Consider the following 13,669-nt stretch of genomic DNA (forward strand, 5'->3'; position numbering starts at 1 on the left):
GGCGCGCGCTGGAGCGCGCTTTCATGCGCGCGACGTAGCCGTGCGAGGGGCGAGGAGCGCAGCGCAGCGAGCACCGCAGTCGGTTGGGGAGGCGTGTGGCTGCTGGCGGTGGCGTCCGCGGGGTGGGACTGAAAGGGGCCGACTGCTGCGGGAACCCGGGCGAAGCAAGCACCGCAGGGAAGGAGCGAAGCGACTGACCGAGGAGCGCAGCGAGCCCCGGGACCGCAGCAGTCGGGGGCTTTCAACGCTCGTTGCCGTCGCTGCTGCCACGCTCGACACCACTCCCGACTCAAACACCACCAGATCCGAGTACACCGACACATGAGTACCCAGACACACGACCTCGATCCGGTCGAACTGGAGATCCTCAGAAACCAGCTCGAAAGCGTCGCCGAGGAGATGGGACAGGTCCTCATCAGGGGCGCGTACTCCCCGAACATCACGGAGCGGCGCGACTGCTCGACGGCGCTGTTCGACGCCGACGGACGAATGGTCGCGCAGGCGGAGCACATCCCGGTCCACCTCGGGGCGATGCCCGAAGCCGTGGACGCGGTCCTCGACCACGACCCCGAACCCGGCGACGTGTACGTGCTCAACGACCCGTTCGCCGGCGGGACGCACCTGCCAGACATTACGCTCGTCTCGCCGATCGCGCCGGATACGACCGAGAGTGACGCCGACGCTTCCGAAGACACCGATCCGATCCTCGGCTACGCCGTCTCCCGGGCCCACCACGCCGACGTTGGGGGGATGGCGCCGGGGAGCATGCCGGCCGGCGCCCGCGACATCCAGCAGGAAGGGCTCCGCATCCCGCCGACGAAACTCGTCGCGGACGGCGCGGTCGACGAGGAAGTCGAATCGCTGCTCCTGGCGAACGTCCGGAACCCGGACGAACGACGCGCGGACCTCCGCGCCCAGATCGCCGCGAACGAGCGAGCAGAGGTGCGGATCGCCGACCTCCTCGCCGACCACGGCGACAGCCTGCTCGCCGCCTTCGAGGCGGTCGTCGACTACTCCCGCGAGCGCGTCGAGGCGGAACTCCGAGACCTCCCGGACGGCACCTACCGCGCCAGCGACGTCATGGAGGGCGACGGCGTCACCGACGAGGACATCCCGATCGAAGTCACGGTTACCGTCGACGGCGCGACGGTCGACGTGGACTTCTCGGGCACCGCCGAGCAGGTCGCCGGCAACGTCAACGCCCCCCTGACCGTCGCCAAGAGCGCCGTATACTTCGTGATCAGATGTATAACGAATCCGGAGATACCGCCGAATCACGGCTGCTACGAGCCTGTCAGCGTCAGCGCGCCCGAGGGATCGCTGCTGAATCCCGATCCGCCGGCTGCGGTCGTGGGCGGGAACGTCGAGACGAGCCAGCGCGTCACAGACGTCGTGTTCGCGGCGCTGGCCGCCGCGGCGCCCGAGCGGGTCCCGGCGGGCGGGCAGGGGACGATGAACAACGTCGTCGTCGGCGACGCCGACTTCGCGTACTACGAGACGGTCGGCGGCGGAGCGGGCGCGAACCCCGACAGCGACGGTCTCTCGGGCGTGCAGGTCGGAATGACGAACACGCTGAACACGCCGGTCGAAGCCCTCGAAGCGGCCTATCCGCTGCGCGTCGAGCGCTACGCGCTCCGCGAGGACAGCGATGGGGCTGGCCGGCATCGCGGCGGCGACGGTCTCGTGCGGTCGATCCGCGTCGAGACGGACGCGACGGTCTCCCTGCTGACCGAGCGTCGTCGGCACCCGCCGAGAGGGATCGCCGGGGGCGACGACGGGCGGGTCGGGATCAACCGGATCGACGGCGAACACGTCCGGTCGAAGGTGACTCGGGAGGTCGACGCCGGAACGACCGTCACCGTCGAGACGCCGGGCGGCGGGGGGCACGGAGATCCCGCGGCGTCGGAGGCGTCCCGGGAGACTCCGACGGGCGACGGCGCGGAGTCGTGAGTCGACGAACCGGACGACGGCAACCGTTAAGTTCGCCCTGACTGACTGTTCAGTCCATGGCAGACAGAGCGCTGGCGGCGGTGGCGGTGGTCCTCTGCGTGGTCGCGCTCGCGCTGGCGGCCTCCACGCTCGCGGCGACGGACGGCGTCGAGCGGGGACCGGGCGAGGGGTCCGGGCCGGGGTCGAGCGACCAGCCGCAGGGTCAGCCACCGGCGAGCAACGAGACGGGTAGCGAGTCGCTCGGACTGAGCGGCGGCTGGGTCGAGATCCTGATCGCGGCGTTCGTCGTCCTCGCGCTCCCGGCGGTGCTGCTCCTCGGCCGGTCGCGCCTGCTCGGCGCGCTCCTCGGCATCGGCTTCTTCGTCGCGCTGTTCGCGTTCATCTACTTCGTCTCCGGCGTGGACGCCCTACAGCCCGTCCAGAGCGCGGTGCAGAACACCTCCGAGGGGCTCCAGGGCGGCGGCGAGATGGGCAGCGCCGACGAGTCCTCCCAGGAGCAGCGCCGGGACATGCCCTCGGTGTTCACCTTCGGCGTCATCGGCCTCGCGCTCGCGATGGCGGTCGGGCTGGTCTACTACGCGAGTTCGAGCGTCGACGCGTCGGTCAACCCCGAACCGCCCGCCGAGCCCGACCAGGACGAGACGCCGGCCGTCGCCGAGGCGGCGGGCCGGGCGGCCGACCGGATCGATGGCCACGAGGGCGACGCGTCGAACGCGGTCTACGCGGCCTGGGAGGAGATGACGACCGCCCTCCAGGTCCCCGACCCGGCGACGAGCACGCCGGGCGAGTTCGCCGACACCGCCGTCGCGGCCGGGATGGACGAGGGGCGCGTCGACGACCTGACGGACCTCTTCGAGCGCGTCCGGTACGGCGACGAGCCGGTCACCGAGGCCCACGAGCGGCAGGCGAGCGAGACGCTCCGGGCCATCGAGGACCACTACGACGGGGTCGACGCGACGGCCGCGACCGACTCCGCCGAAACGGAGTCGACCGGTGCGAGCGACCCGGTCGATGGGGTCGACGGGGCCGACGCGGACGGGCCCCTATCCGCTGGGACCGACCACGAGGACGAGGGCCAGGAGGAGAACGGGGGTGACGGCTCGTGAGCCCCGACGACGTGGATCCGGATCCGGGGACCGCGACCGACCAGCGGCTCCAGCGCGGCGACGCGACGGGCGCGGCGATGGACGTCGTCGACGCGGCGGTCTCCGGCGACGTCGATCTGCAGGCGCCGTCGATCCGCGACCACCCGATCCGGGCGGCGCTGGGCCTGGCCGCGGTGGTCCTGGGACTCGCAGCGGTCGTCGGCGTCGACGCCGTGCCGGAACTCCCGTTCGACGCGACGCTGGTGACGCTCGTCGCCGGGCTGACGCTCGCACTGGGCGCGATCATCGTGGTACGGCGGGCGTTCGCCACGCTGTCGACCGCCGCGACCGCCGACGTCGAGTATCGCCAGTCGGTGACCGTCCCCGGGACCGAGTTCGACTCGCTGCTCCACGACGCCGTCCACGGGATGGGCGGGCAGCGGCTCTCCGCGCGCCAGCGCGTCGTCGAACGCCTGCGCGACGCCGCGGTCTCGATCTACGCCCAGGCCGAGCGGATCACCGAGGCCGAGGCCCGCGAGCGCATCGACGACGGGTCCTGGACCGACGACGCCGTCGCCGCCCGCTTTCTCACCGGCGAGTCGCGCGTCTCCTCGACCAGCGACCAGGTCCGCACGCTCGTCGGCCGCGGGTCGAAACTCGCCGTCCACGCGGACCGCGTCATCGCCGAACTCGTCGAACTCGCGCCCGGTCTCTCCGCCGCGGACATGACTCCCGAGGCAGTCGACGACGGGAGCGACGATGGCACGGGCGACGATGAGTCGGGCGACGACGGCGACGACAGCGCCGACGCGGAACGCGACCGCCCGGAGGTCCGGCGGACGGTCGCGCCCACGCGCCAGCAGGTCGACCGGCGGACCGACCGCTGGGCCGGACTGACCGGCCTGGGACTGCTCACCATCGGCGTCGGCCTCTGGGCGAGCCAGGCCGACGTCCCGCCCGGGCTCGTCGTCGCCACGGCCGTCGTCGCCGGCGCGGCCGGCTACGTCTACCTCTCCTCGCCCCCCTCGGTCTCGCTGTCCGTCGAGCGCGAGTTCGCGCCGGCCGAGCCCACGCCCGGCGAAGAGGTGACGGTCAGGGTCAGGGTCACCAACACCGGCGACTCGCTCGTGCCCGACCTCCGGGTCGTCGACGGCGTCCCGCCGGCGATCCGAGTCGTCGAGGGCTCGCCGCGCTTCGCGACCGCGCTCCGGCCGGAGGAGACGGTCTCCTTCTCGTACACGGTCGAGGCGGTCCGCGGCGAGCACGCCTTCGACCCGGTCCACGTCGTCGTCCGCGACTTCAGCGGCGCGCTCGAACGCGAGCGCCACGTCGCCGCCGAGTCGGGCGCCGTCCTCGCGGCGGACCTCGAACTCGCCGCCGACGAGTCGATCCCGGTCCACCCCCACACCGCCCAGCGGGTCGGTCGGGTCGTGACCGACACCGGCGGGAGCGGCGTCGAACTCCACTCCGTCCGCGAGTACCAGCGCGGCGACCCGATGAGCCGCATCGACTGGAACCGCGTCGCCGCCACCGGCGAGTTCGCCACCCTCCTGTTCCGCGAGGAGCACGCCGCGACGGTCGTCCTCCTCGTCGACGCCCGGAAGCAGGCCTACGCCGCCCCACGCGTCGACGCGCCGTCCGCGGTCGAACACTCCGTCGCCGCCGCCGACGTGGTCGTCTCGTCGCTTATCGGCGCCGGCGACTCCGTCGGGCTCGCCGCGCTCTCTCCCGAGTGGTGCTGGCTCGAACCCCGCGGCGGCGCCGGCCAGAGCGCTCGCGCCCGCCGACTGCTGGAGACGCACGCGGCGTTCGACGGCCGACCGCCCGACGGCGACTTCTACGGCGAGATCGAGGAACGCCGGCTCCGCCGCGAACTCCCCAGCGACGCGCAACTACTGCTGTGCTCGCCGCTGTGCGACGACGAAGCGGTCGTCATCGCCCGCCAGCTCCACGCCCGCGGGTTCCCGGTCACCGTCGTCAGCCCGGACGTGACCGCCCGCGCCACGACGGGCCAGCGCCTCGCCGCCGTCGAGCGCGCGATGCGAATCTCCCGGCTGCGCCGCTCGGGCGTCCGCGTCGTCGACTGGGACACCGACCGGCCGCTGGAGACCGCGCTCGACGCGGCCCACCGGAGGTGGTCGGCGTGAGCGTCGTCCGCCGCCCCGCGCGTGACTCCGTCTGGATCGCCGTCGTGCCGGGCGTCGTCGCGGTGCTCGGCCTGGCGATCAACTTCGTCGCGGCCGCAGCGGCGCTCGCGGGCCTCGCGGTCGTCGGGATCGCGACGGACCGTGCCTCCCGACGGGGCGTCACGCTCGGGAGCGGCCTCGTGTTCGGCGCGCTGCTGTACGCCGGGGCCCAGGGCGCGCCGCCTGCTATCCTGCTGCTCGTCACCGCCGCGACCGTGGTGATGTGGACGACCGCCCAGCAGGTCGTCGGCCTGGCCGACCACCTCGGCCGGGACGCCCCGGTCCGCCGCGCGGTGCTCGTCCACATGGGCGGAGCGACGATCACGACGCTCTCGGCCGGCACGCTCGCGCTCGTCGTCTACCTGTTCGCCTCCGCCTCGCTGCCGACGAGCGTCCTCGTCTTCCTGCTGGTCGGGAGCGCGCTGCTGCTCTACGCGCTGGAACCGTAGAAGCGCCACCCCCGGGGCGGTCGCTCTGCGGGGGTTCGGATTCGGATTACCCCTCGTAGCTCTCCCACTCGTCCATCCGCACCGTCTCCAGCCCGCTCGCCGTTTCGATCTCGGCCTTCAACTGGAGCGTCTCCTCGTTGTCGTGGTAGTTGTACGGCGCGCGCGACTGCCCGGACATCCACACGGTACGGACCGGCGAGTCGTGTTCCTCGGTGCCGACGGAACGCGGCGCCACCGGCCGGAACTGGTTGCTCTCCGTCCCGCGCTCGACCACGCGGTCGCGCTCGAAGGTCTCGAAGTCGTCGCCGACGCGCCACCGCTCGACGTCGAGGCCCTGCTGCTTGTCCTCCCGCGACTTCGGCCCGCGCGAGAGGTACAGCACGTCGTCGCCCTGGAGGTGCCCGAGGGAGATGCCCGGCGCGTACTCCTGCTCGTTCACCGCCGTGTCGGTGTTCGTCGCGTAGACGTGGTCGGTCTCGACGACTTCGCTGACCGTCCACGACGAGTCGGCGAACTTCGCGTAGTAGTAGCGCTGGTCGGCCTCGTCGCCGTCGGTGAACGACGAGAAGACGATGGCGGGTTCCTCGCCGTCGGTCATCACGTCCCAGATCCAGCCGCGCTCGCCCCGGTCCTCCGCGTCGAACAGCTTCGTCATCTCCTCCTCGCGGATCGGCGTCTCGATCGGCGTCCCGTGGCTGTCCTTGAACTGGTCGTCGGCGCCGTCGTAGTAGAAGTGGCGCACGTCGCACTTCCCGAGCGGGGCCGGTCGGGGGTGCCGGGAGTAACAGATGTCCAGCCGCTCGTCGCTCGCGGCGACCTTGATGTACCCCGAGTAGTCGTCGCCCTCGATCTGGAACAGGCGCTCGCGCTCGGACCACGTCTCGCCGTCGTCGGACGAGCGGTAGAAGTAGAACGTGCTCGGGCTCCCGTCGTCGGGCCCGTCCCGGTAGAAGTAGAACTGCTCCTCCGGTTCGGCCAGCCGGAACGGCATCGGGTACGTCGACTGGTTGTGGTCGGGGATCGACCGCTCCTCGCCGAAGCTGTCGATGCTGTCCGGTTCCGCGGAGACGCGATAGCGGTTGCCGTCGGGTCGGTTGTGCGCCGTGTAGTACACGACGATCCGTCCGTCACGTCGGACGTAGATCGCCGGGGAGTTGTGGTCGTCGGGCGCCAGGTCGGGCGTGGCGCCGACCTCGCGGTTGACCTCGAAAGTCATGTCGTCGTGGTCGAACCGGGCGACGCCGACCGTCCCCTGGTCGTCGTACTCGGTCCAGCCGACGAACGTGGCCGTCGGCGTCGTGACGACTCTCGGTTCCTGAAACCAGCACCATCCGCCTGTGAGATCCGGTCGGCTCGGGGCCATCGGTTGTCCCGGATTGTCGGCCATCCAGCAATACAGTTTTGGTCGCGGAACCGGGCGCCGGCGGGGCGCTACTGAAAGCCGACCGCCTTTGGGACTGGCTGGCGAACCATCGACGGATGAGCACACCCGAGGAGAACCTCGAGATCGCGCTTGACGACGCCCGCGAATCGGCGTCCCGGGAGCAGGCGATCGACGGCCTCGAAGCCGCGAACGACTGCGACGCGCTCGCGGAGGTCGTCCGCGCGGACGACGTCGAGAGCCAGTACCGCGAACTCGCGATGACGAAGCTGGCCCACCCGCAGTGTAAAGCGACGCTGGAGACCCTCCACGAGAGCGGCGAGATCCCCGACTCGCTCCGGGAACAGGCCGAGGAACTCCTGGGGGACACGCCGAGCGACTCCGGTACCGGACCGTAACCGGCTCCGAAACGTCGACGCCGGCTCGACCTGGCCTGACTCGACCTGACCCGACTCCTACAGACCGTTCGCTCCCGCGGGCCGTCGGTCCGCCCTCGAGGACGAGTCCCGACGGACGGCTCGACCGCCTTCCTCGGCCCGGGAAATGCAAGGTCAAGGAAGTTGCACCGGCCGACCCCAGCACTGCCATGAGCGAAGACGAGAACGACCACGAGATGGGCGTCGAGTTCGGGTCTATCGAGTCGGTGTTCGACGAGGTCTCCTATCCGATCTCGGCCGAGGAACTCGTCGATCGCTACGGCGACGAGGAGATCGAGCGCACCAGCGCCGACCCGATCTCGATCCGCGACCTCTTCGAGGGGATGGGCGACCAGACCTTCGAGTCCGATGAGGAGATCCGCCAGGGGATGCTCAACATGATGCCCGCCGAGTCGGTGGGCCGCCAGCACTACTCCGACCGCGGCGGTTCCGACGGGGACGATGTCGACTCGGAGGAGATGGCCGACGACAACGAACAGCAGATAGAGGACCGCGGCTCCGAGTGACCGGCCTCAGACGGTCGGAACGGGCACTTCGTCGAGGACCGCCTCGACGACGGTCGACTTCTGGACCTCGTCGACGCGGGCGTCCGGCGTGAGGACGACGCGGTGGGCCAGCACCGGCTGGGCGACCCGCTTCACGTCGTCGGGGGTGACGTACTCGCGGCCGACCATCGCGGCGCGGGCGCGGGTCGCCTCCAGCAGGCGCTGGGTCCCGCGCGGGGAGACGCCGACGGCGACGCGCCGGTCCTGGCGCGTGGCGCGGGCGATGGCCGCGACGTACGTCACGAGGTCGTCGTCGACGCGGACGGTCTCGGGCGACGCGCGCAGGCTCGTGACCAGGTCCTGATCGAGGACTGGCGAGACCGATGGGCTCTGCTCGTCGCGCGCGAGGCGGCGGTGGAGCAGTTCCTCCTCGCCGCCCTCGTCGGGGTAGCCGATGGAGGTCTTGACGAGGAAGCGGTCGACCTGCGCCTCGGGGAGTTCGAACGTCCCCTCCATCTCGACGGGGTTCTGCGTCGCGAGGACGAAGAAGGGCGAGGGCAGGTCGTAGGTGTCGCCGTCGACGGTGACCTGCTCTTCCTCCATGGCTTCCAGCAGGGCCGACTGGGTCTTCGGCGGCGCGCGGTTGATCTCGTCGGCGAGCACGACGTTGGCGAACAGCGGGCCTTCGTTGAACTCGAACTCGCGCTCGCGTTCGTTGAAGACGTGCGTGCCGGTGATGTCGGCGGGCAGCAGGTCGGGCGTGAACTGTACGCGGGAGAAATCGAGGCCGAGGGCGGTCGCCATGCTCCGGGCGGTGAGCGTCTTGCCGGTCCCGGGGACGTCCTCCATGAGGACGTGGCCGCGGCCGACGAAGCCCAGCAACACGGTTTCGAGGAACTCGCGGTCGGCGATGACGGCCGAGCCGATCTCGTCGAGGACCCGCTCGCACTCCGCGCTCGCTTCGGTGACGTCCATGGATTCCGGTGAGTCTGCCGACACTTTAGGTGTTTGGTTGCCGGGACGACCGGCGCCGCGCGGTCGTGACTCGGCGCTGCTCGCTCCGATCGAGCACCCCTCGCCACTCGTCCCCACGCCCTCCCGCAAACCGTAACCGATAAAGTCGGCTTCCGTCTACTGGTAGACGAGCCGAGGTAGCCTAGCCTGGCCAAGGCGCCTGCTTCGAGAGCAGGTCTCCGCAAGGACTCAGGAGTTCAAATCTCCTCCTCGGCGTTCTCACTGACTCACGCTCGCGAGAGCGTCGTATGGCTCTCGCGTCGAGTCAGTGTGACTACCGTCGAGATTCGAACCCTGGAAGTCGCAGCGCGCGAACGGAGTGAGCGCGACCGTCTTCCTCCGGTTCAAATCTCCTCCTCGGCGTTCTCACCGACTCACGACAGCGAGCGACCGCGTTGCGTGTCGCTCGAATCGGGGTTGACACGGCGCTGGTGATCTGAGTGAGACGACTCCCGGCGCGCTCGAACCCGACGACTGAAGTGGCGGCTGACCGATCCTCGGCACGATGCCCTCCACGTCGGCGCGCTCCCGTCTCGGCCTCCGTGCTCGCATGGCACTCGCCGGCGCGGCGCTCACTGTCGTCGCGGCGGTCCCCGTCGCCTTCGAGGGGCTCCTGTTCGGGTTCGTCTCCTACTGGTTCCTGTTGCTGGCCAGCGGCGTCCTCGAACACGTCGTCGGGAGCCCGGCGCTCGGGCTGGTCGCGGGCGTGCTCGTCTACGCCATTACACTGGGGGTGGTCTTGCTCGCGTCCCACGCGGCGGGGACCACCGACGACGGCATCGAGATCGCACCAAACCTGCTCGCCTACGCCTTTGCGATCTCGATCGCCGCGTCGCTCGGAGTCACGTTCCTCGTCCTCCAGCGTATCGGGGTGCCCGGATGGGTGTTCGCGCTGGTGCTCATCACGCTGGTGGCCTCTTTCTACCCGTTCGTGCTGTTCCAGATCGCTCGCGAACGGTCCGAGGGAGACGACGATTCCGACGAAGACGAGAGCGACGACGATCCCCCCTGGGCGACCGAGGGCGACGAACCCCCGTGGCAGGTCGACAGTGACACGCCGCCGTGGGTGGCCGACGAGGACGAGGACGGCGACGAATTCGGGCCCGATCGGTCGCCGCTCGACACCGTCAGACTGCTCGGCGGGCACGCGCGGTCGCTTCTCGGTGGGTTCGTCGCGCGCGCTGGGCTGGTGGGCGTCCTCGGGACAGTCGTCCTCGCCGCCGGGGCGCTGGCGGCGGTGTACGTCGCGGCGACCCGGTGGCCCGCCGATGAGCTGGTTCGGCCGCTCGCAGCGGTGATCAGCCTCCTCCTGACGACCGGTCACCTCGCGGCGGTGGTTCGCTCGGAACTCGCCGACAGCGCGGCGCTCCGGGCGTTCGACGAGGAGTTCCGGGCGGTCGAGGACCCGGAGCGGCGGCGGGCGCTGCAGACGCGGGTCGAGCGCCTCGCGGCGCACGTGGGGGTGCCGGCGCCGGAGATTCGCCTCGTGGCGTCGATCAGGTCGATCGCCGCGGCCGTCGGCTATCGCCCGGGCGATTCGACGCTCGTCCTCTCGACGGGGCTGGTCGAGGCGCTCGACGACCGGGAACTCGACGCGGTCGTGGCCCACGAACTCGCGCACGTCGCCAACCGCGACGCGGCGGTGCTCACCGCGCTCTCGTTCCCGCGCGTGAACGCCGAGCGGCTGTTCGACCGGTACGGTATCAATCCGGTCGTCGCGCTGCTGGCCGGCGCGGTCGCGCTGACGGGTCGGTTCTGTGCCGCCACGGTCGCCCGGGCTCGCGAGTACGCCGCCGACGACGGCGCGGCCGCGATCACGGGCGACCCCGCGGCGCTGGCGAGCGCGCTCGAACGGCTCGACGCGGGGGTCTCCCGGCGCCCGAGCGAGGACGCCCGCACCTCAGCGGCCGACGCGTTCGCAATCGTCCCGCCGCCCTGGGAGGAACACCGCTTTTTCGACCGGACGCGCCGACTGCTCTTCCGCCGACTGCTGGGGACGCACCCGCCGACTGAGCGACGGATCGAACGGCTGCGACGCGCGGCCGCCCAGGAAGAACAGGCCTGACCGGCCGGCCGGTGGAGTCTCGCCGCCGCGCTCAGTTTCCGCTGGCGTCGGCGTTCTGGACGACCGCGGCGACGGTCGCGGCCGTCTGGCCGAGGCCGACGACGGCGATGCCCACGGCGGCGTCGACGGACGAGCCGGCCAGCGCGTGCGTGGCCGCGCCGGCCAGCGAACACATGGACCCGGCGAGGTAGACGGTGCTGTAGGGAGTGTCGACCGACTGGGCCGTCGCCACGAGCGCGAGCGCCGGGAGGGCTGCCCAGCCGTAGAGCGTGACCGCGAGCGTCGGGTCCGCGGCCGGGGTGACCGCCAGATCGGCGGCGCCGACGAGCGTGATCACGAAGCCGAGGACCAGCACCCAGCGCCACAGTCCGAGCACCGGACCGACCAGTTCGTCACGGGTCCCGAAAGCGAACGCGCCGAGCAGGGAGGCCATCACGGCGAGGACGACGAAGAGGGTGTCAGGGGAGACGAGACCGACGACGGCAGTCAGGACGACCGCCCAGGCGGCGGGGACCAGTGCTGCGGGGGCGACGTCGGTCAGCGAACGGCTCACGCGATGGGAGACGGCCGGTCGGCTGTTGGTCGTTTCGGTGGAGGCCGCCCGGCGAGAGCACCGTCAGATGCTCGCGACGAGGAAGATGAGCGCGGAGACGGCGAGGGCGGCGGTGATGATCGCGCCGGCGAGCGGCGCGCCCATGGAGACGGCGGCGTTGGCGGTCGAGGCGAGCATCTCGGTGCGGTCGTTGCCGAAGACGGTCACCTGGGCCTGCTCGCTCTCCATGCCCGCCTCGACGGGTTCCAGGTCCGCCTTCGCGCGGTCGACGAGGTCGGCGATGAGCGCCACGAGGTCGGCCTCGGGGATGGCATCGCCGACCTGATTCTCCGCCTCCATCGTGTTGACCACGTGGGTATCGGTGGTGAGCACTTCGAGTCGGTCGACGGCGTCGATCCGGGAGACGATCCGCTCGCGCAGTCCCGGGACCATGTTGTTGCCGTCGACGAAGACGTAGGCGGTCTGCTGGCCGCCGGCACCGTCAGACTGCTTCGCAGTCTGACGAGCCCCCGGCTCACCGTTGGAGCCGGGGACCTCGAACACGGCGACGCGGATGCCCAGCGGGCCGATCCCTTCTTCGGGCTCCCAGGGCGTCTCGTCCCAGGCGACGCCGAGTTCGAACGGGCCGTCGCTAGCTGCCGCGAGCCGCTGGCCGACCTCGCTGGCCCCGTGGATCATGTCGAACGAGCGCTTGCTCCCGGGGACGACGTGGCCCAGGTCCTCGCCTTCGAGGCCGTTGTTGCAGTTGTGGGCGTCGGCGAGCATCACGTCGGTGAGGTCGCCGGTGCGGGCTTCGGAGACGGCCGAGAGGCCGACGGCGTACTCGACGTCGTCTGCGAACTGCGGGGAGAACGTCGAGGCGAGGAAGGCGCTGTCGCCGAAGGCCTGGCCGGTCAGGGTCGCTTCGCCCTCGGTGACGCGGACGGACTTCGTGGCCGTGGCGTGGTACTCGATGCGCTGGTAGGCGGTCTCGGCGGTGTCGATGACGGTGTCGACCTCTCGCTCGGTGACGAGGTTGAAGTCGTGGCCGGCGGTGGCGTGGGGCGGGAAGGCGAGGCCGTCGGCCTGTTCGGCGATGCGCCGCGGGAGGTTGCCGCCGCCGATCTCGCCCATCGGACCGGGGTGGAGCATCGGGAGGACGAACCGCGCCTTCTCGCCGCCCTCGGGCCGGCGGAACGAGAGGACGTTCACGGGGACGAGGGCGTCTTCGCCGATGTCCTCGAAGAACGCCTCCAGTTCGTGGCTGCCCTCGGCGACGTGGCCGATGAACCCGCGGACGAAGTCGAGGACGCTCACGCCGAGGCTGCGCTGCCAGGGCTGGTCGATGACCGTTAAAAATAGCCAGACGGCGACGGCGTAGATCAGACACAGCGCCGCGAGGATGGCGAACTTCCCGGGGTCGATGTACTGCATCTCCGCGATGCGCTCGGGCGCCTCGTCGGCCCGGAAGAGGAACGCGCGGGCGATCGGGCCGCCCCACTCCAGATACCGCATCGTCCCGCTGTAGACGAAGAGCAAGAGCGCAGCCGAGCCGGTCTGGATGCTCGCGGCCGCCGCCGCGACGGGGAGTCGCTGGCGCGAGACGGCCATGATGACGAACAGCCGCAGGGCGAAGATAGAGGCCAGCGCGACCAGCAGGGTGTCGACGACGAACGCCTGGCCCAGCGGTGTCAGGACGGCGACCACCGCGGCGACCATTACCACCGCTATCGTGACGAGTTCACACGCCAGCGCCAGCAGCGACGCCTGGTTGCGCGTGATCTGGCCGCCGAGCTTACGGTCGACGTACGGTGTGAACACGCTCGCCGCGACCGTGGGCAGGCCGATGTAGAACAGGCCCTCCCAGGCGTCCTCGAAGACGAACCTGGAGTCGAACGCGGCGACGCCGACGGCGGCCGCGATGAGCAGGGCGAACCCGACGCTGGAGTACCAGCTGGGCGCCCGGAAGACGAACCGCGAGAGGCCCGCAAGATTGCCCTGGTTGGTCGTCATGACTATCGTTGTACGCCAATGACTGCACGATCACTTTAAACGTGGGAGTTCCGTCAGACGCCCGTCAGCGGC

General features: G+C 70.9%; 11 protein-coding genes and 1 tRNA gene. 8 read left to right on the forward strand and 4 right to left on the reverse strand.

Translation table 11 applies throughout. The features are described from left to right. Positions 1 to 321: 321 nt before the first annotated feature. Genes ACMGFH_RS21235 through ACMGFH_RS21250 form a run of 4 tightly spaced genes read left to right on the forward strand, consistent with a single transcriptional unit; the run spans position 322 to position 5,670 of the window. Positions 322 to 1,950 carry a hydantoinase B/oxoprolinase family protein gene (locus ACMGFH_RS21235; RefSeq protein WP_415380610.1) on the forward strand — a complete coding sequence of 543 codons (1,629 nt, stop codon included), beginning with the start codon at positions 322 to 324 and terminating at the stop codon, positions 1,948 to 1,950. A gap of 56 nt (positions 1,951 to 2,006) precedes the next feature. After that, the gene (locus tag ACMGFH_RS21240; protein ID WP_415380611.1) at positions 2,007 to 3,056 is read left to right on the forward strand and encodes a DUF4129 domain-containing protein; all 1,050 of its coding nucleotides are present in this window, start codon (positions 2,007 to 2,009) and stop codon (positions 3,054 to 3,056) included. Beyond that, the gene (locus ACMGFH_RS21245; RefSeq protein ID WP_415380612.1) at positions 3,053 to 5,182 is read left to right on the forward strand and encodes a DUF58 domain-containing protein; all 2,130 of its coding nucleotides are present in this window, start codon (positions 3,053 to 3,055) and stop codon (positions 5,180 to 5,182) included. Before ACMGFH_RS21240 ends, ACMGFH_RS21245 begins: the two co-directional genes overlap by 4 nt. Beyond that, the gene (locus ACMGFH_RS21250) at positions 5,179 to 5,670 is read left to right on the forward strand and encodes a hypothetical protein (protein ID WP_415380614.1); all 492 of its coding nucleotides are present in this window, start codon (positions 5,179 to 5,181) and stop codon (positions 5,668 to 5,670) included. The genes ACMGFH_RS21245 and ACMGFH_RS21250 overlap by 4 nt, the downstream gene beginning before the upstream one ends. Positions 5,671 to 5,716: 46 nt before the next feature. Here the strand turns inward: ACMGFH_RS21250 and ACMGFH_RS21255 are convergent, their stop codons facing one another. Beyond that, positions 5,717 to 7,033 (reverse strand): BNR-4 repeat-containing protein, encoded by a 1,317-nt coding sequence (locus tag ACMGFH_RS21255; protein WP_415380615.1) that lies wholly within the window; start codon positions 7,031 to 7,033, stop codon positions 5,717 to 5,719. A 116-nt stretch (positions 7,034 to 7,149) separates the two neighbouring features. Between ACMGFH_RS21255 and ACMGFH_RS21260 the strand changes: the two genes are divergently transcribed. Both ACMGFH_RS21260 and ACMGFH_RS21265 read left to right on the forward strand, forming a co-directional pair. Continuing rightward, on the forward strand, positions 7,150 to 7,449 hold the full coding sequence (locus ACMGFH_RS21260; protein ID WP_415380616.1) for a hypothetical protein: 300 nt from the start codon (positions 7,150 to 7,152) through the stop codon (positions 7,447 to 7,449). 188 nt (positions 7,450 to 7,637) lie between these two features. Next, on the forward strand, positions 7,638 to 7,994 hold the full coding sequence (locus ACMGFH_RS21265; protein WP_415380617.1) for a hypothetical protein: 357 nt from the start codon (positions 7,638 to 7,640) through the stop codon (positions 7,992 to 7,994). A gap of 6 nt (positions 7,995 to 8,000) precedes the next feature. Here the strand turns inward: ACMGFH_RS21265 and ACMGFH_RS21270 are convergent, their stop codons facing one another. Further along, entirely contained in the window at positions 8,001 to 8,948 is a 948-nt protein-coding gene (locus tag ACMGFH_RS21270) for an AAA family ATPase (protein WP_415380619.1), read from the reverse strand. A 170-nt stretch (positions 8,949 to 9,118) separates the two neighbouring features. On the opposite strand from ACMGFH_RS21270, the gene ACMGFH_RS21275 reads away from it, so the two are divergent. Next, positions 9,119 to 9,203: transfer RNA gene (locus tag ACMGFH_RS21275), tRNA-Ser, on the forward strand. A gap of 289 nt (positions 9,204 to 9,492) precedes the next feature. Then, positions 9,493 to 11,052, forward strand: coding sequence for a M48 family metallopeptidase (locus tag ACMGFH_RS21280; RefSeq protein ID WP_415380621.1), 1,560 nt, complete (start codon positions 9,493 to 9,495; stop codon positions 11,050 to 11,052). A 31-nt stretch (positions 11,053 to 11,083) separates the two neighbouring features. Here ACMGFH_RS21280 and ACMGFH_RS21285 read toward each other — a convergent pair whose 3' ends face one another. Beyond that, positions 11,084 to 11,605 (reverse strand): hypothetical protein, encoded by a 522-nt coding sequence (locus ACMGFH_RS21285; RefSeq protein ID WP_415380622.1) that lies wholly within the window; start codon positions 11,603 to 11,605, stop codon positions 11,084 to 11,086. A gap of 63 nt (positions 11,606 to 11,668) precedes the next feature. Further along, positions 11,669 to 13,597 (reverse strand): DUF2070 family protein, encoded by a 1,929-nt coding sequence (locus ACMGFH_RS21290; RefSeq protein WP_415380623.1) that lies wholly within the window; start codon positions 13,595 to 13,597, stop codon positions 11,669 to 11,671. Positions 13,598 to 13,669 lie beyond the last annotated feature (72 nt).

Source organism: Halosimplex rarum, assembly GCF_047715405.1.
GTDB lineage: Archaea > Halobacteriota > Halobacteria > Halobacteriales > Haloarculaceae > Halosimplex > Halosimplex rarum.